Origin of the sequence: Curtobacterium sp. LFS079 (assembly GCF_047977865.1) — a bacterium.
GTDB lineage: Bacteria > Actinomycetota > Actinomycetes > Actinomycetales > Micrococcaceae > Arthrobacter.
The window spans coordinates 211,635-229,071 of the sequence record NZ_JBFPFO010000005.1 but is presented as its reverse complement, the minus strand read 5'-3'; the positions used below and the strand labels follow the sequence as shown (position 1 = coordinate 229,071).

Here is a 17,437-nt window from a genome sequence, read left to right as displayed (position 1 = left end):
TATGCGGCCGATGCCGCCTGTACCAACGCCGTTTGCGTTCTACAAAAAAGTTTCGGCCCGCAGTGTTTCGCCCGCGCAGGTTTTAGATTGCGCTCCTGTTACAAGAACCTCCCAAAGGTAAATGGTGCATATCCCCGGCGTTACGGCGATGTTTCGTGGATCACACCACACGGCCGGAATCATCGGCCCCCGGGCTTTGTTACCTTGGAAGCACCGCCATGAAATCCCGCCTACTTCGAGGTCAGCCGCCGCATGCGCGAAACAACCCGGGAACCGGTAACCGGCTCCCCAACCCCGCTCCGGCGCCTCGCGCTGCCACGTGACATCAAGGTCATGCTGCTCGCGGCCTTCCTGATCGCCCTTGGCTTCGGCCTGGTGGCTCCGGTGCTGCCGCAGTTCGCCACCACCTTCGACGTCGGTGCCACCGCCGCGGCGGTCATTGTGAGCATCTTCGCCTTCATGCGCCTCGCCTTCGCTCCGGCCGGCGGCGCCTTGATCGGCAAGCTGGGCGAACGAACCGTGTATGTGTCGGGCCTGCTGATCGTGGCGGTCTCGACGGCGGCCTGCGCCTTCGCCCAGGACTACTGGCAACTGCTCATCTTCCGGGGACTCGGCGGTGCCGGTTCGGTGATGTTCACCGTCGCGGCGATGGGCCTGCTCATCAGGCTCGCGCCGCCCGAGAGCCGGGGCCGGGTTTCCGGCGCCTATTCGTCAGCGTTCCTGATGGGCAGCGTGCTCGGTCCCGTAGTCGGTGGCCTGTTGGCGGGTTTCGGGCTCAGGGTGCCGTTCCTTGCGTATGCCTCGGCGCTGGTCCTTGCCGCCCTGCTCGTCAGATTCCAGCTCGGTGCCGGTCCTTCCGCAGGAGCAGCAAGCAGCGCTGCCGTCCCGGCCATGTCGTTGCGCGAGGCGCTGACAGACCGGGCCTACCGGGCTTCGCTTTTCTCCAGTTTCAGCAACGGCTGGGCAGTATTCGGCGTGCGCATGGCAACGGTGCCATTGTTCGCCGTCGCGGTCCTTGCGGCCGGGACGGCGTCCGCCGGCTGGGCGCTGGCGGTGTTCGCCGGCGGCAACGCCGTGGCCCTGAGCTTTTCCGGCCGCCTTGCGGACCGGATCGGACGCAAGCCGCTGATCGCAGCAGGCCTGGTGGTCACGGGCCTCGCGACGGCGGGCATCGGCCTGACGGGCAACCTGCCTGCTTTCCTTCTCGTCTCCGCCGTGGCCGGCTTCGGGTCCGGCGTGCTCGGCCCGGCCCAGCAAGCCGCCGTCGGCGACGTCCTCGGACAGGGGCGCTCCGGCGGAAAGGTGCTGGCCACCTTCCAGATGGCTGCCGACGCCGGCGCAATCGTGGGCCCGGTGCTGGCCGGTGTGCTTGCCGATGCCTTCGGATACAGCTGGGCGTTCGCGGCCACCGGCAGCCTGTTGCTGCTCTCCGCCGCTTGGTGGCTGACCGCGCCGGAGACCCTGCCGGAGCGCCGCACCGCCTAGGGGCCGGCCTCGCAAGCGCCCGATAGAAATAGCCCGGCGGCCCGCAGGATGATCCTGCGGGCCGCCGGGCTATGTGCTGCCGCTTGTCCGTTCCGGCCTGCTAGTTGAGCAGCGCGTCCACGAAGGTGTCGGCTTCGAAGGGGGCGAGGTCGTCCGGTCCTTCGCCCAGGCCCACCAGTTTGACCGGTACCCCGAGCGCCCTCTGGATCGCGACGACGATGCCGCCCTTGGCGGTGCCGTCCAGCTTGGTGAGGACGATGCCGGTGATGTTGACCACCTCGGAGAAGACCTTCGCCTGGTTCAGGCCGTTCTGGCCCGTGGTGGCATCGAGGACCAGCAGGACCTCGTCCACTTCGGCGAGTTTTTCGATGACGCGCTTGACCTTGCCGAGCTCGTCCATCAGGCCCACCTTGTTCTGCAGGCGGCCTGCAGTGTCGACCATAACAACGTCGACCTCCTGTTCAATGCCCGCCTTCACCGACTCAAAGGCGACGGACGCGGGGTCCGCGCCGTCGACGTCGGACTTCACAGTGGGAACGCCGACGCGCTGGCCCCAAGTGGCAAGCTGCTCGGCGGCGGCGGCGCGGAAGGTGTCCGCCGCGCCGAGGATCACGTCCTTGTCCTCGGCAACCAGCACGCGGGCAAGCTTGCCCACCGTGGTGGTCTTGCCGACGCCATTGACGCCGACCACGATCACGACGGCGGGGTGGCCGTTCTTGCGTTCGACCTTCAGGCTGCGGTCCATGGTGGGATCGACGAGCTTGATGAGTTCCTCGCGCAGGAGAGCCTTGACGTGCTCCGGGGTGCGGGTGCCCAGCACCTTCACGCGCTCACGGAGAGCGTCCACGAGTTGCATGGTGGGTTCGGTGCCGAGATCGGCCAGGAGCAGGGTCTCCTCGACCTCATCCCAGACGCTTTCGTCGATCTTGTCGCTGGCAAGCAGGGCCAGCAGGCCCTTGCCGAGGACGTTGTTGGATTTGACCAGGCGGGCGCGGAGCCGCTGGAGCCTGCCTTCCACCGGGGCAGGGGTTTCGACCTGAATGGTTTCGAGGCCGGCGGCTTCATCCGTGACATCCGCTTCGGGTGTTTCGGCGGTCTCGACGCCGGCCGGTGCCTTGCGTTCGTCAACGAAACCGTCGCGCTCTTCCACCACGGTTCCGCCGGCGGCCGGGGCTGCCGGATCGTTGGCGTCACGCGTTCCGGGGTACCTGGCCGCGGACTTCCGCGCCTTCAGGAGCACCGGAATCAGCCCGCCGATAACCACGAGGGCAGCGGCTATGGACAGAATAATGGGGAGGAGATCGTTCACACCCCTAGCTTCTCATAGCCGGATGGCGTCCCGGTCCGAAACCCGTCACACCCCGGCGTCGATGCGCTGGCTGACGACCGTGGAGACCCCGTCTCCGCGCATGGTTACTCCATACAGCGCGTCTGCAACCTCCATGGTGCGTTTCTGGTGAGTGATCACGATCAGCTGGCTGGATTCCCGCAGTTCCTCGAAGATGGTGATGAGCCGGCCAAGGTTGGTGTCGTCCAGGGCCGCTTCCACTTCGTCCATCACGTAGAAGGGCGAGGGCCGGGCCTTGAAAATCGCCACGAGCAGGGCGACGGCAGTCAGTGAGCGTTCGCCGCCGGAGAGCAGCGAGAGCCGCTTGATTTTCTTTCCGGCGGGCCGGGCCTCAACCTCGATGCCGGTGGTGAGCATGTCGTCCGGGTCGGTCAGCACCAGCCGGCCCTCGCCGCCGGGAAACAGGCGGGCGAAGACGTGGTCGAACTGCTTGGACGTGTCGGCGAAGGCCTCGGAGAACACCTCCTGCACTCTCTTGTCCACCTCCTTGATGATGTCAAGCAGGTCCTTGCGGCTTGCCTTCAGGTCTTCGAGCTGGGTGCTGAGGAACTGGTGGCGTTCCTCGAGCGCCGCGAACTCCTCCAGGGCTAGCGGGTTGACCTTCCCCAGGGCAGCAAGGTCCCGTTCGGCCTTGCGTAGCCGCTTTTCCTGCTCTTCGCGGACGAAGGGCTTCCCCGCGGGGACCGCGTTCCCGTCCTCGTCCACTTCGGCGCGCAGCTCGGCCCACTTGTCCTTGCCGTCCGCGGGCAGCGGCACCGGCTGCTCCGGGCCATAGTCCGCCACCAGCTGCTCCGGCGAAAGCCCGAGTTCTTCGATGGAGCGGGCTTCGAGGGCCTCGATGCGCAGTCGCTGCTGGGCCCGGGCGAGTTCGTCGCGGTGCACCGAATCGGTCAGTCCGGCCAGTTCCCGGGCCAAGGCGTCGTTGCTGCTGCGCAGCCCGGCGAGTTCCTTGTCGCGTTGTTCCTTCACGGCCTCGGCATGGTCACGGGCCCGTGCTGCCAGTTCCACCGAGACGTCTATGAAACGCACGGCATGTTCGACGGCCCGTGCCACGGCGGCGGCCCGGGCGGCCTGGGCTTTGCGGCGCTCGGCACGGCGCGCCGCTTCCTCGCGGGCACGGCGCTCAGTGGCGGCGGCACGTTCCAGCGACGCGGCCCTGTTGGCGGTGGCGTTGAGCTGTTCCTCGGCGCTGCGCAGCGCCAGGCGCACCTCCATTTCACGGGCCCGGGCGTGGCTGGCAGCGGCGGCGAGGGCATCCCGCTGTTCGGTGGACGGCTCGTCTTCTTCAGGGGCTTCCTGGGCCGCGGCGAGGCGTTCGGCCGCTGCCTCCAGGGCTTCCTCGGCGACGGCAATGTTCAATTCGGCCTTGGCCAGCGAGTCGGCGAGGCGGTCGCTTTCGGCGACGGCACTGCGCAGCTGGGAGTTCAGGTGGCCGAGCCGTTCCGCGACGGCGGCCAGCCGGGCATCAGAATCGTGCAGCTTTTCCAAGGCGGCATCGGCCCGCTCCTGCGCTTGTGCGCGGCGTGCTTCGGCGGCGGCCAGGGAGAAGCGGCCGCGTTCGAGGCCGGCGGTGAGGACGGCGAGGCGGCTTTCGGCGTCGTCGACGGCGGCCTGCACCTCAAGCAGCGACGGCGCGTCCGCCGAACCGCCGCTGACGGTCAGCGCGGTGAAGACGTCGCCGGCACGGGTCACCGCGGTCAGCCCGGGGTGGCGCGTGATCAGCTCCGCCGCGGCGTCCAGCCCGTCGACGACGGCGGTGCGGGCCAGCAGGGGCGCCGCGGTGTCCGCGCCTTCGCTGCGGATCAGTGCTGCGGCCCAGCGGGCCCCCTCCGGCAACTCAGGAAGCGCCGCCTGCCCGGTTTCCGGACCGGCCACCGCCCCGCCGTTCGCGAGCAGCAGCGACACCCGGCCGCCGTCGTCGTCCTTCAAGAGCTGCACCGCCGCCTTCGCGGCGTCCGCTCCCGACACCACCACCGCGTCCGAATGGCTGCCGAGGGCTGCGGCGACGGCGGTCTCATAGCCGGGCTCGACCGCGAGCATTTCGGACAGCGGGCCGAGCACCCCGGGGGTGCCGGACGAGAGAACCCGGCCGGACCCGTCCTTGCGGTTCAGGCCGAGCTGGAGGGCATCCCGGCGGGCAGCGAGGGCGTCCCGTTCGCGGAGCCGGTCGCGTTCGGCGTTCTTCAGGCCTTCGATCTCGGCCACGACGCCGTCCAGGAGTGCCGTAGCCTCCTCGTACTCGGCATCGAGGCTTTCCTCGCCGTCCTCCACCCCGGCCACCTGGGATTCGAGGGCGGTGAATTCCTGCTGGGCCAGGCGGCGCCGTTCCTCGCCTGCGGTCATGGATTCGCGCAGGCGCCCGCGTTCGGCGTCGGCTGCCTCGGCCTTCGAGCGCGCGGCGGCGAGCTGCCCAACGAGCCTGGCAATGCCTTCGCGGCGGTCGGCCGCGGCCCGCAGCACCGCCGTCAGCCGCCTGTCCTCGGCAGCAGCGAGTTCCTCGGCTTCCTGGCGGGCCAGCCCGGCCCCTTCGAGTGCTTCCTTGCGGTCCTCGATGTCCTGTTCCAAGACGGACTGTTCCTGGCGGACCCGCGCGGCCTGGCGCTCAAGCTGCTCCGGGTCCCGCCCGGAATCGGGAACGGAATCAGAGGCGCCCAGCAGGCGGCGCCTCTCGGTGGCCAGGGAGCCGAGCGCACGGAGCCGCTCGCGTGAGGCCGAAAGCTGGTACCAGGAGTCCCGTGCGGCGTTCAGCCGCGGCGTGGCTTCGGCGGCGAGCCGTTCCACCTCGGCCTGGCGCTGCCGGCCGGCCCCGAGCTCCAGTTCCACGGTTTCGCGGCGTTCCTTCAGGGCGGCCTCGGTGGCCACGTCCTCCTCCAGGGCCTCGTTGAGGCGGACGAGTTCATCGGCCAGGAGTCGTGCCTTGGCGTCGCGGACCTCGAACTGCACCGTCTGCGCCCGGCGGGCCACCTCGGCCTGCTTGCCGAGCGGGGTCAGCTGCCGGCGGATTTCAGCCGTGAGGTCACCCAGCCGCTGCAGGTTGGACTGCATTGCCTCAAGCTTCCGGACGGTCTTTTCCTTGCGGCGCCGGTGCTTCAGGATGCCCGCGGCCTCTTCGATGAAGCCGCGGCGATCCTCCGGGGTGGCGTGCAGGACCCGGTCCAGCTGGCCCTGGCCGACGATCACATGCATTTCCCGGCCCAGGCCGGAATCGGAGAGCAGTTCCTGGATGTCCAGCAGGCGGCAGGGCGAGCCGTTGATGGCGTACTCGGAGCCGCCGGCCCGGAAAAGGGTGCGGGAAATGGTGACTTCGCTGTATTCGATGGGCAGCGCGCCGTCGGCGTTGTCGATGGTGAGCGAAACATGTGCGCGGCCGAGCGGCGCACGCCCCGCCGTACCGGCAAAAATGACGTCTTCCATCTTGCCGCCGCGCAGGGTCTTGGCGCCCTGCTCACCCATCACCCAGGCGAGGGCGTCAACCACGTTGGACTTGCCGGAGCCGTTGGGGCCAACCACCGCAGTGACGCCGGGTTCGAAGTCGAACGTCGTGGCCGACGCGAACGACTTGAATCCCCGGACAGTCAGACTTTTCAAATGCAAGGTGGTTCGGAACTCCTCCAGTGGCAGCTTGTGCTTCCAAATCTACTGCCCGACGCCGACAATCACCGGATTTGAGCCTGTTCAGAGCCTCTTCAGTGCAGGTTCAGGGCCGGCGGCGGCCGCCCGGGCCGGGGCTGCCGAGCAGCTGTTGCGCCTTGTTCTCGAGCCCGTCGTCGACGGCGTCGAAGATGACCGAGGCCAACCAGACCACAACGGTGGCGAGCACCCAGCCAAGCATGCTGCTGATGGTGAACCCGCCGGCGAACGCGGTGGTAAGCCAGAGGACGCCGAAGCTCAGGGCGAGTCCGGCCACCGCCACCATGGCCTTCCGGGCGGCCTTCGACCGGCGCGGGAGCCCGCCGTCGGAGACTTGCGTTCGGTCCAGCCGCCGGAACACGGCGGACGCCGTGCCGCGCAGCAGCAGGCTGGCCGCGGTGAAGAGCAGGACCACCCAGAGGAAGCCGTCTCCCAGCCTGACGCCGGGCAGGATGGCCGCCGCCCAGAGGGTGATGGCGTTGAATACGAACGCGATCACCGTCCGGATGGCCCAGGCTTTCATGCCCACAGTCTGCCACCGGAGGCGGTGCCGCGAAACGGAGCCCGCTACCAGCGGCCGTTGCGCGGCCGGGGCTGGCACACCGGACAGGTGTGCGAGGAACGGTTCATGAACTGTTCGCGCTTGATCACGCCCGCCAGCCCCGCCTCGGCACAGCGCCGGCAGGGCTGCCCGGTCCTGCCGTAGGCGTCCAGCGAACGGGCGAAGTAGCCGGAGTCGCCGTTGACGTTCACATAGAGAGAATCGAAGCTGGTGCCGCCGGCGGCCAGGGCGTCGTTCATCACGTCGCGTGCGGCCTCGACCAGCCGCAGCGCGTCCGCCCTGCGCAGGGTGTCCGTGGCCCGTGCGTAGTGCAGCCGGGCCCGCCACAGGGCTTCGTCGGCGTAGATGTTGCCGATTCCGGAGATGATTCCCTGGTCCAGGAGGGCACGTTTGAGGCCGGTCCTGCGGGAGGTGAGCTTGCGGTAGAAGTCCTCGAAGGAGAAGTGCGGGTCCAGCGGATCGCGGGCGATGTGCGCGGCTTCCCCGGCGATTTCCGGCAGCGGCTCCTCCCCCAGGCCGCCCGGGCCGCCGTCGGCCGTGGGAACCAGAGAGGTGACGAACAGTCCGCCGAAGATCCTCTGGTCCACGAAGCGAAGCTGTTCGGGCATGCCGTCCACGGGGCTCAGCCGGAGGCGGACTTTGAGGTGTTTTTCATCCGGAACCTGCGGGGCCTGCATGAGCAGCTGGCCGCTCATGCCCAGGTGCGCCATCAGCGCGACGCCGGTGCCCGGGGTTTCGGGGACGAAGCCGTCCATGGCGAGCGGCATCCAGAGGAACTTTCCGCGGCGGACCACGTCCAGAACCGTGGCGTGTTCGAGGTTTCCGGCGAAGTCTTCCGGGCCCAGCGCGTGGCGTCGGATGGAACGTGGGTCCAGGACGTCCACCGAGGTGATGGTACGGCCGCGCACCCAGCGGGCCAGGCCGCGGCGGACCACCTCGACTTCAGGCAGCTCAGGCATGGGAATCAGCCGTCGCCGGAACCGGCTGCGGCCTTGCTGCCGCTCAGGGTCCGCCACGCATCAGCCGCGGCTTCCTGCTCGGCTTCCTTCTTGGAGTGGCCGGTTCCCTTGCCGTGCGTGGTCCCGTTGATCTGCAGCTCCGCGGTGAAGATCCGTGCGTGGTCCGGCCCGGTACCTTCCACGGCGTAGAAGACGGTGCCGAGCTGGCGGCTCGCGGCGAGTTCCTGGATGCTGGTCTTCCAGTCGGTGCCGGCGCCAAGCGCAGCGGCATCGGCGAGCAGCGGACCGACCAGGCGCATGACCAGCTGGCGGGCAGTCTCGATGTCGTTGGACAGGTAGGTGGCGCCGATGAGGGCTTCCATGGTGTCCGCGAGGATCGAGGATTTGTTCTTCCCGTTGGTCAGTTTCTCGCCCTGGCCAAGGTAGATGTAATCGCCGACGCCGAGCTCGCGTCCTATGACGGCAAGGGCACGGGTGCTGACGACGGCGGACCGCCGCTTGGCCAGCTCGCCTTCCGGGAGATCGGGGTTCTCGCGGAAGAGAAAGTCGGTGACGGAGTATCCGAGGATCGAATCGCCGAGGAACTCGAGGCGTTCGTTGGTGGGGATCCCGCCGTTCTCGTACGCGTACGAGCGATGTGTCAGAGCAAGACGAAGCGTCTCGGCGTCAATGGTGACGCCGAGACGCTTCAGAAGCTCTTCAGTTGAAGACATCCTCAATCAGCCTGTATGGCGGACTTAGGCGTCAGCGACCTTGCGGCCCTTGTACTCAAGGAACAGCGCGGTGCCAGCAGAGTCGGTAACGACCTTTGCCTGGTGCGGCAGGCTGTAAACAACCTGGCCGTTCTCGATGGTCTTTACCAGGTGGGGGGCAGAAGCCTTCCACTGGGCACGGCGGGCGCGGGTGTTTGCGCGAGACATTTTCCGCTTGGGAACAGCCACGGCTATCTCATTTCTCTCTTAGACGAACACTTACTAATCAGTTTGCCGGTCAGTCTTAGCCAGTTCAGCTAGGGCAGCCCAGCGAGGATCCAGGTCCTCGTGGTGGTGCCCCGGCTCGTCTTCCAGGCGTATTCCGCATTCGGAACAAAGGCCCTGGCAGTCTTCCCGGCACACCGGCTGGAACGGCAGCGTGGTCACGACTGCGTCCCGCAACACCGGCTCAAGATCGATCAGATCGTGCTCGACTCGACGTTGCTCTTCATCGTCTTCCCCGTCCGAAAGCTCAACGCCTTCATAGAGGAAAAGTTCTTGCACATTGACCTCAAGGTCATACGCAAGGGGATCCAGGCATCGTCCGCATTCACCCTTGACTTCGGCGAACGCGGTTCCGGATACCAGAATTCCTTCGTGTACGGCCTCAAGCCTCAGGTCGAGCTCGACATCCGAGCCTTCCTGAACGCCAATGAGCGCCACACCAAGATCCCTTGGTGCAGGTACATGTTCATTGAGTGTCCGCATGGTTCCCGGGCTGCGCCCGAGGTCCTTGACAACCAACATCAAGGGCGAACTTGCATCTCGCTTAATGAGAACTCCTGTAGAACATATGACCGACGTACCATCTTAGCCTGAACGTCCGAACGGACTCAAACCGGGGCCGCCGCACGTGCAGCGGCCCGAGGCACCGATCCAGCTTACCCGTTCCCGCGCTGATCCGGCGCCGACTCGCCAGCAAGGAGCCGTTTCAGCACGGACTTGGGCACGAACTCCGAAACATCGCCGCCCAGTTGGGCCACTTCCTTGATGAGCGTGGAGGACAGGTGTATGTAGTGGGCCTCCGCGGGCAGGAAAACCGTCTCGACGCCGGTGAGCTGGCGGTTCATGGTGGCCATGGGCAGTTCGTAGTCGAAATCCGAGGAGGACCGCAGGCCCTTGACGATTGCCGAGGCCCCGCGCTGCCGGCAGTATTCGGCCAGCAGGCCCTCGCCCATGGGCTCCACGATGATGCCACGCAACGACGCGAGGGTTTCCCGGGCCATATCCATGCGCTCTTCCAGGCTGAAGCGGTACTTCTTGGTGTAGTTGGTGGAGACGGCCACGATCACTTCGTCGAACAAGCCGGCGGCCCGGGCGATGACTTCAAGATGTCCGTTGTGGATGGGATCAAAGGAGCCAGGGCATACTGCGCGTCTCATGCTTCGAAGCTATCGCATCCCCCGGCGGGATACCATGACACACACCGGCGGGCCCTGCCGGAATCCAGCCACACCAGGAAGGCGGACCCGCGTGACGAGCCCCGTCCCCAGCAGCCCCCTCACCAGTTCAGCCCGAAGCGCCCGCTCCTTCGGGGATGCGGCCCCGTGGCAGAGGGCGGCCACCGGCGCAAATCTGCTTTCCGCCGACGGCTCACTGGGCGTGACCATCTTTGAAGAGATGACCACCCTGGCGGTGTCCACCGGGGCCATCAACCTTGGCCAGGGTTTTCCGGACGAGGACGGCCCGGCCGAAATGAAGGCCGCTGCGCAGGCGGCCATCACCGCGGGCGCGAACCAGTACGCACCCGGTAAAGGCGTCCTGGAACTGCGCGAGGCGGTCAGCGCCCACCAGGAGCGTTTCTACGGACTCATGCCGGACCCGCAAACGGAAGTGGTGGTGACCACCGGCGCCACCGAAGCCATTGCCGCATCCCTGCTCGCCTTCATCCAGCCGGGCGACGAGGTGCTCACGTTTGAGCCGTTCTACGACTCCTACGGCGCGATCATCGGCCTGGCAGGTGGCGTGCACGTCACCGCTCCCCTGCTGGCCCCGGACTTCATGCCGGACCTGGACCGCCTGGAAGCGGCGTTCAGCCCGCGGACCAAAGTGGTAATGCTGAACAATCCGCACAACCCCACCGGAGCCGTGTTCCCCCGGGAAGTGCTGAGCCGGATCGTGGAACTGGCCGAAAAGCACGATGCCCTGATTGTGAGCGACGAGGTCTACGAGCACCTGACCTTCGGCGTGCCCCATATTCCCGTTGCCACGCTGCCGGGCGCCGCGGAGCGGACCATCACCATTTCCTCCGCCGGCAAGACGTTTTCCTTCACGGGCTGGAAGATCGGCTGGCTCAGCGGTCCCGAACACCTGGTGGCGGCGATCCGCACGGTCAAGCAGTTCCTGAGCTACAGCTCCGGCACGCCCTTCCAGGGCGCCGTGGCCGTGGGCTTGGGACTGCCCGACAGCTTTTACCAAGAGATCGCCTCCACGCTGCAGCGCAAGCGGGACATCCTTGCCGGGGGCCTGCGTGCCGCCGGACTGGGCGTCTACCTGCCGCAGGGAACGTACTTCATCAACGTGGACACGGCCCCGCTGGGGATCAGCGACGCCGTCGACCTCGCCCGCAGGCTGCCCGGACTCGTGGGTGTGGCCGCCATTCCGGTGCCGGTCTTCTGCCATCCGGAGGGGGCCGAACGCACCCGCAGCCTGCTGCGCTTCGCTTTCTGCAAACAGGAGAGCGTGCTGGTGGAAGCCGCCTCGCGCCTGGCCGCGCTGCGCGACAAACTCCAGGCATGAGCAGCGCCGAAGGTCCCAAGGGCCGGCGTTTCCTGCGGTCCGGCGGGCAGCACGCAAGCATCGAACCGGACGGGCTGGTAGCGGGCGCCTATGTGCTGAGCATCGGCGGCGCCGAGCAATCGCATGTGAACCTCGCCCGGCCGGAGGACGTCTTCTACGAGTACCTGCGCCGGATCGCCAACGTGGTGGACCTGCTCCCTCCCCCCGGCGCGCCGGTGACCGCCCTGCATCTGGGAGCCGGGGCCCTCACCCTGGCCCGCTACCTCCAGGCGACCCGCCCGGGATCGGTGCAGTACGCCGTCGAACTTGAACGCGAACTGCTGGACTTCGTCCTGCAGAAGCTTCCCATGCCGGAGGGCACCCGCCTGGAAACCAGGATCGGCGACGCACGCGGCGAACTTGCCGGGCTGCCCCCGGATCTGCTGTTCGACGTCGTCATCCTGGACATCTTCTCCGGCCCGGAAGCGCCGGAGCACATCGCATGCCGGGAGTTCTACGAGGAGGCCGCGGCGCGGCTGGGCCCCGACGGCCTGCTGGTCATCAATGTCGGGGACGAGCCGGCGCTGACTCTGCTGCGCAGCCAGGTGTCAGCCATGCGTGAGGCCATCGGGGCCGGGGCGCTGGCGGACCTGGTGGCTTTCGCCGAGACCGGGATGTTCGCCGGGCGCTGTCCCGGGAACATCATCCTGGTGGGCAGCAAGCAGCCGTGGCCCGATTCCTGGACCCAGGCCCTGCTGGCACGCGGTCCGCACCCGGCCTCCGTGCTCCGGGGCGTGGAACTGGATCCGTTGTCCGCCTGACCCAACGGGCCGCCTGACCAAACTGACTGGCACTTAAGGCCGTTTTGAGCCGTCAAGACGCCCGCAAATGCGAGTCAGTTGGGTGGATCAGGCCGGTTCGGCGAACCAGAGCATCGTTTCGCCGTACTTCTTCCCCGCGAAGCGCTCAAGTTTGTCCGGCCAGTCCGGTTCCGGCGAACGGGAGGACCGCTCGACGACGACCACCGCGCCGTCGTCGAGGTGCCCGGCGAGCTTGGCCAGCACGGCCTGCAGCGACGGCTCGTCCAGCGGGTACGGCGGATCCAGGAACACCAGGTCCCAGAGCGTGTCCTCCGCGGCCCTCTCCAGGAAGGATTCCACCTTGGAGCGGTGAACGGAGACGGTTTTGCGGGCGAGGGCCTGATTGACGGTGTCGGCGTTGCGCTGGCAGACAGCAGAGGCCCGGGCATCGAATTCCACCAGTTCCGCCGAAGCGGCACCCCTGCTGGCCGCCTCGAGGCCGAGCGCGCCCGATCCCGCGTAGAGATCCAGCGCCCGGGCGTCGTCGATCACACCTAATGCTTCAAGGCGGGAGAACAGGGCTTCCTTAACGCGGTCCGTGGTGGGCCGCGTGGCGCTTCCGGGCACACTCTGCAGCGGGTTCCCGCCCGCGGCACCGGCGATGATCCGGCTCAACGGCGTGGCTCCGTGGGGAACGGTGGCATCTTCAGGCCGTCCGCGTTCGGGCTATCCGCGTTCAAGGAACGCCTCCTTCTCGGGGTTGAGGTATTCGTCGATCGCTGCCGCAAGGGGTTCATGCCGGCGCAGCTCCGGGTCTTCGGCCACCAGCCGCTGGGCATCGTTGCGGGCGCGCTCGATCACGTCCTCATGTTCCAGGACCCTGAGCAGCCTGAGGGTGGACCGCCCGCCGGATTGCGAGGCGCCGAGGATGTCGCCTTCACGGCGCAGCTTGAGGTCGTCCTGGGACAGCGCGAAGCCGTCCGTCGTGGCCGCGACCGCGTCCAGGCGGCGGCGGCTGGGATGGCCGGGCTCCAGGGTAGTGACCAGCAGGCACGTTCCGGGCAGCCCGCCACGGCCCACCCTGCCGCGCAGCTGGTGCAGCTGGGAAATACCGAAGCGGTCGGCGTCGAGGATCACCATCAGGGTGGCGTTCCGCACGTCGACGCCCACCTCGATCACGGTGGTGGAGACCAGCACCTGGGTCTGGTTCGCCACGAAGGAGGCCATGGTTTCCGATTTGAGCACCGGGTCCTGGCGGCCGTGCAGCGGTTCGATGCGGACACCCCGCAGGGCGTCTTCCTGCCGCAGCCCTTCGACGACGGCGGTCACGGACGCAAGCTCGCGGGCCGGGCCTTCCTCCGCCAGCGGATCCGGGCTGCCGTCGGGCAGGTAGACGGGTTCGTCTTCGCCGGGGGTGAAGTCGCCGTCGTCGTCCGTGCCGATCTTGGGGCACACCACGTACACCTGGTGCCCGGCGTCGATCTCCTCGCGCGAACGGGCCCAGATCCGCGTGGCCCAGCCGGGGTTCTCCGCGAGTCCCACCAGATGGGTGCTGATCGGGGCCCTGCCCGCGGGCAGCTCGTCGAGCACGGAGGTTTCGAGGTCGCCGAACACGGTCATCGCCACGGTACGCGGAATGGGCGTGGCGGTCATGACCAGCAGATGCGGCGGGCGGCTTGCCTTGGCGCGGAGCGCGTCGCGCTGTTCGACGCCGAACCGGTGCTGTTCGTCCACCACGATCAGACCGAGGTCCTGGAAGCTGGTCTTGTCGCTGAGCAAGGCGTGCGTGCCGATCACGATGCCGGCGTTTCCGGACGCCGCATCCAGCATGGCCTGCTTGCGGGCGGCGGTGGGCATGGAGCCGGTCAGCAGCGTCACCTGGACCGAGGACCGACCGCCCTCCTCTCCAAGCATCCCTGCTCCGCCGAACATGCCGTCCCGGGCCAGCGGGCCAAGGGTGCGCCGGATCGAGTCGTAGTGCTGGGCGGCGAGGACCTCGGTGGGAGCCAGCAGCGCCGCCTGCCCGCCGGCGACGACCACCTGCAGCATGGCGCGCAGCGCCACGATCGTCTTGCCGGAACCCACCTCACCCTGGAGCAGGCGGTTCATCGGCGAGTTCTGCGCAAGCTCCTGCGAAAGGGTCTTCCCGACGGCGGCCTGGCCGGCCGTGAGGGTGAACGGCAGTTGCCGGTCGAATGCCGCGAGCAGCCCGTCCGTTGCAGGGCGGCGCGCCGTTGCCTCTTCCGCGGCCAGCTGGGCGCGGCGCCGGGCGAGGGCCGTCTGCAGGACGAGGGCTTCCTGGTAGCGGAAGCGGTTCTGGGCGTGCTTCCAGTCCATGGCCGTTTCGGGGGAATGGATCAGCTGGTAGGACCTGCCGATATCCGCGAATCCTTCCCGGTCCATCACTGCTGCAGGAAGGGGATCTTCGATCCGCCCGAGGTCGATGGTGTCCAGCAGGGTGGTGATCACCTTGTGGATGGACCAGCTGGTGAGCTTGGCCGTGGCCGGGTAGACCGGGATGGGCATGGCCGCGAGCTTTTCCGGATCCCGGCCGCCAGCGGACTCCGGATCGTCATCCAGGAGCACGAAGTCCGGATTGGTCATGCCCAAGGCACCGCCGTAGCGGCTGACCTTCCCGGAGAACATGGCCCTGCGGCCCGGCTGGAGTTCGCTGCGCGCGCGGAAGCCATTGAAGAAACTGATCTTCAGCGTTCCTGGAACGGCCGACCCCGCGACGGCCACTTCGGCACGGTTCCCGCCGGCGTCATCCGTGACCATGACATCGGTGAGCGAACCGCGGCGGGCGCGCATCTGCCGGGTGTTGTTCGAGATGACCCGGGCCACCAGGGTGGCTTCCTCGTCCAGCGGGAGCTGCGCGATGGGCGTGAGTTCGCCGCGGGTGAGGTAGCGGCGGGGGAAGTAGTTCAGCAGTTCACCCACGGTTTCCAGGCCGAGATGCTTGGTGATCACGGAGGCCGAGCGCTTACCGATCCTCCGGTCCAGTGGCAGGCCGAGTTCAGGATTCACCGGCTCAGGCTTCATGCGGATGGTAGCTTTCCGAAGCGTCGGGGTCGCGGGGCAGTGCCAGTTGGCTGACGGAGATGTCGCTTGGTTCGCCCAGGGAGCGTATGGCGTCCACGGCGGGGCCGGCTTCGGCGACGTGCACGTGGACCCGCCAGCGGTAGAGTGCTTCGACCTCGTCGACGTCGTCGTCTTCCTGGTCGTCCTCCGGCCCGCCGCTGCCCGGCCCCGGGACGCTGCCCACCTGGCTCATGATCACGGAGTCGCCAAGCTCATCCAGCTTCTGCCGCAGCGTGGCGGCGGCAAGGGGTGAGAGCTCGATGGTGCACATGACTTCCACACCCTCGTCGTCCGGCAAACCGGCATGGATGTGCGGGTCCTGGACGTCATAGCCGTGCAGGCCGTCCAGCAGTTCGTCCTGCAGTTCCTCGCCGAGCACGGCGGACCGCAGGCAGTCCAGGACCAAGAGCATGCCCACGCCGCCGGCATCCACCACATGGGCTTCGTGCAGGGGTGCCAACTGCTCCTCGGTGCGGACCACGGCACGGAGAGCGGCATCCACAGCGGCATCCAAGGCAAGGCCGAGGGCATGGTTGCTGTCGTCCCCGTTCTGGGAAGCATCGGCCTCTCCGGCGGCCTGGGCCGCGGCTTCAAGTACGGACAGCATGGTCCCGGAAACGGGTTCGCTCAGGGCCGACCACGCACGGATCTGGGCGCGGTGCAGGGCGGAGGCGAGCAGCGGGGCGCTGAGCCGTCCGTGCCCGGCCAGCGGTTCGGCCATGGCGCAGAGGAAGACTGCGAAAAGGGTGCCGGAATTCCCCCGGGCCTGTTCCATGGCGGCCCGTCCGGCGGCTGCCAGCACCGCCCCGACATCGTTGCCGTGTTCCGGCTTGGCCTGGCCGTCTTCGAGGGCTTTGGCTTCCTTGCTTTCCACCGCGCTCAAGGCCGCCGCTGCGGCCCGCACGGTGAGATAGAGGTTGGTCCCGGTATCTCCGTCAGCCACGGGGAAGATGTTGATGGCGTTGAGGCGGTCGCTGTGGTTGCCGAGAGTGGTCTCTGCCTTGCCCAGCCAGCGCTTCATCGCATGTACATTGGCGGCGATCTTAGTCTGCAAAATGATCCCATCCCACGGTATCGGCGGACTCCCCGGCTATCCGGACGACGCCGCGTTCTTCCCCGGCAGCGGCCCTGACTGAGCCTATCGCAGTGAAGGGTTCCGGGAGCCGGACTCCGGCCGGAAATGCTGCGAGGAGGCCGTGGTCCTCTCCGCCGCCAAGCACCCATTCCATGGGGTCGGCGTCCAGCAGTGAGGCCGCGGCTTCCAGGGCGTGGGCCTGCGCTTTCAAGGCAATGGGATCAAGGTCCAGCACCACGCCGCTCGCTTTGGCGAGGCGGCCGCCGTCGCGCATCAATCCGTCCGAAACGTCCATCATGGCGGTGGCCCCTGCAGCCGCTGCAAGGGGGCCGGCGGCCAGCGGCGGCACCGGGCGGCACTGGCCGTCAACGAGTTCCCGCTGCTCCGGGGTGAGCGACTTGAGGGGTACGGTGCTCTCCAGCAAGGCAAGGCCAGCCGCCGCGCGGCCAAGGGTTCCCGCCAACGCGAGGGTGTCCCCCGGCTGCGCGCCGGAGCGGAGTACCGGGGGCCGGCCGTGCATGGTTCCGACGACGGCGACAGTCACCGCGATCTCCCGGCCCCGCCCGAGGTCCCCGCCGGCCACCGAGCAATCCGTGGCGCCAAGTCCGGCGATCCCGGCGGTGAGTCCGTCGGCGAAGTCTTCCACCCAGGACACCGGGGTTTCCGGGGGCATGGTGAGGCTGACGACGAGGGAGGTGGCGGTTCCACCCATGGCGTTGATGTCGCTGAGGTTCTGGGCGGCGGACTTCCATCCGACGTCATATCCGGTGGTCCGGTAGCCGTTGTTCCAGCTGAGCCGGAAGTCCTGGTCCTGGGTCTGGGTGTCGATGGAGATGAGGGCACGCCCGTCCGGAGCAGCTACGACAGCGGCGTCATCGCCTGGCCCGAGCAGGACGCTGCTGCTGGACTCAAGGCGCGGGAAGATACGGGCAAGGAGCCCGCTCTCAGAAAGGTCGGAGACAATCAGTTCTTTTTCCGGCACGCTTCTACGCTAGTCGCTCGGGCCGACATTCAGTGACCGGCCGGG

Annotated in this window: 15 protein-coding genes; 3 read left to right on the top strand and 12 right to left on the bottom strand. The window is 67.8% G+C overall.

The window, feature by feature from the left end:
• Nucleotides 1–252: 252 nt before the first annotated feature.
• Nucleotides 253–1,485: an MFS transporter gene (locus ACNQPB_RS11140; protein WP_498751639.1), complete on the top strand. Its 1,233-nt coding sequence runs from the start codon at nucleotides 253–255 to the stop codon at nucleotides 1,483–1,485.
• 100 nt (nucleotides 1,486–1,585) lie between these two features.
• Here ACNQPB_RS11140 and ftsY read toward each other — a convergent pair whose 3' ends face one another.
• The 8 genes from ftsY to coaD form a co-directional block, all read right to left on the bottom strand.
• Entirely contained in the window at nucleotides 1,586–2,794 is a 1,209-nt protein-coding gene (gene ftsY, locus ACNQPB_RS11135) for a signal recognition particle-docking protein FtsY (RefSeq protein ID WP_498751637.1), read from the bottom strand.
• A gap of 45 nt (nucleotides 2,795–2,839) precedes the next feature.
• Complete coding sequence (smc, locus tag ACNQPB_RS11130; RefSeq protein WP_498751635.1) at nucleotides 2,840–6,427, bottom strand: chromosome segregation protein SMC; 3,588 nt, start codon at nucleotides 6,425–6,427, stop codon at nucleotides 2,840–2,842.
• A gap of 103 nt (nucleotides 6,428–6,530) precedes the next feature.
• Nucleotides 6,531–6,986 (bottom strand): hypothetical protein, encoded by a 456-nt coding sequence (locus tag ACNQPB_RS11125; RefSeq protein ID WP_498751634.1) that lies wholly within the window; start codon nucleotides 6,984–6,986, stop codon nucleotides 6,531–6,533.
• A gap of 44 nt (nucleotides 6,987–7,030) precedes the next feature.
• The gene (gene mutM, locus ACNQPB_RS11120) at nucleotides 7,031–7,984 is read right to left on the bottom strand and encodes a bifunctional DNA-formamidopyrimidine glycosylase/DNA-(apurinic or apyrimidinic site) lyase (protein ID WP_498751632.1); all 954 of its coding nucleotides are present in this window, start codon (nucleotides 7,982–7,984) and stop codon (nucleotides 7,031–7,033) included.
• Between the two features lie 5 nt (nucleotides 7,985–7,989).
• Nucleotides 7,990–8,697 carry a ribonuclease III gene (gene rnc, locus ACNQPB_RS11115; RefSeq protein ID WP_498751631.1) on the bottom strand — a complete coding sequence of 236 codons (708 nt, stop codon included), beginning with the start codon at nucleotides 8,695–8,697 and terminating at the stop codon, nucleotides 7,990–7,992.
• Between the two features lie 24 nt (nucleotides 8,698–8,721).
• A complete protein-coding gene (gene rpmF, locus ACNQPB_RS11110; protein WP_074590103.1) occupies nucleotides 8,722–8,925 on the bottom strand; it encodes a 50S ribosomal protein L32 in 204 nt (67 codons plus the stop codon).
• Nucleotides 8,926–8,958: 33 nt separating this feature from the next.
• Entirely contained in the window at nucleotides 8,959–9,486 is a 528-nt protein-coding gene (locus ACNQPB_RS11105; RefSeq protein WP_498751629.1) for a YceD family protein, read from the bottom strand.
• A gap of 131 nt (nucleotides 9,487–9,617) precedes the next feature.
• Nucleotides 9,618–10,118: a pantetheine-phosphate adenylyltransferase gene (coaD, locus tag ACNQPB_RS11100; protein WP_498751627.1), complete on the bottom strand. Its 501-nt coding sequence runs from the start codon at nucleotides 10,116–10,118 to the stop codon at nucleotides 9,618–9,620.
• A 91-nt stretch (nucleotides 10,119–10,209) separates the two neighbouring features.
• Here coaD and ACNQPB_RS11095 point away from each other — a divergent pair, with 91 nt between their 5' ends.
• Complete coding sequence (locus ACNQPB_RS11095) at nucleotides 10,210–11,475, top strand: aminotransferase class I/II-fold pyridoxal phosphate-dependent enzyme (RefSeq protein WP_498751625.1); 1,266 nt, start codon at nucleotides 10,210–10,212, stop codon at nucleotides 11,473–11,475.
• The gene (locus tag ACNQPB_RS11090) at nucleotides 11,472–12,275 is read left to right on the top strand and encodes a spermidine synthase (protein ID WP_498751623.1); all 804 of its coding nucleotides are present in this window, start codon (nucleotides 11,472–11,474) and stop codon (nucleotides 12,273–12,275) included. The genes ACNQPB_RS11095 and ACNQPB_RS11090 overlap by 4 nt, the downstream gene beginning before the upstream one ends.
• An 87-nt stretch (nucleotides 12,276–12,362) precedes the next feature.
• Here ACNQPB_RS11090 and rsmD read toward each other — a convergent pair whose 3' ends face one another.
• From rsmD to ACNQPB_RS11070, 4 genes are read right to left on the bottom strand one after another with little or no spacing between them, the layout of a single operon-like run.
• A complete protein-coding gene (rsmD, locus tag ACNQPB_RS11085) occupies nucleotides 12,363–12,929 on the bottom strand; it encodes a 16S rRNA (guanine(966)-N(2))-methyltransferase RsmD (protein WP_498751621.1) in 567 nt (188 codons plus the stop codon).
• 51 nt (nucleotides 12,930–12,980) lie between these two features.
• Nucleotides 12,981–15,281, bottom strand: a complete 2,301-nt coding sequence (locus tag ACNQPB_RS11080; protein WP_498751619.1) for an ATP-dependent DNA helicase RecG — start codon at nucleotides 15,279–15,281, stop codon at nucleotides 12,981–12,983.
• Nucleotides 15,282–15,285: 4 nt separating this feature from the next.
• The gene (locus ACNQPB_RS11075; RefSeq protein ID WP_498751798.1) at nucleotides 15,286–16,356 is read right to left on the bottom strand and encodes a DAK2 domain-containing protein; all 1,071 of its coding nucleotides are present in this window, start codon (nucleotides 16,354–16,356) and stop codon (nucleotides 15,286–15,288) included.
• Between the two features lie 22 nt (nucleotides 16,357–16,378).
• Nucleotides 16,379–17,392, bottom strand: coding sequence for a thiamine-phosphate kinase (locus ACNQPB_RS11070; RefSeq protein WP_498751617.1), 1,014 nt, complete (start codon nucleotides 17,390–17,392; stop codon nucleotides 16,379–16,381).
• Nucleotides 17,393–17,437 lie beyond the last annotated feature (45 nt).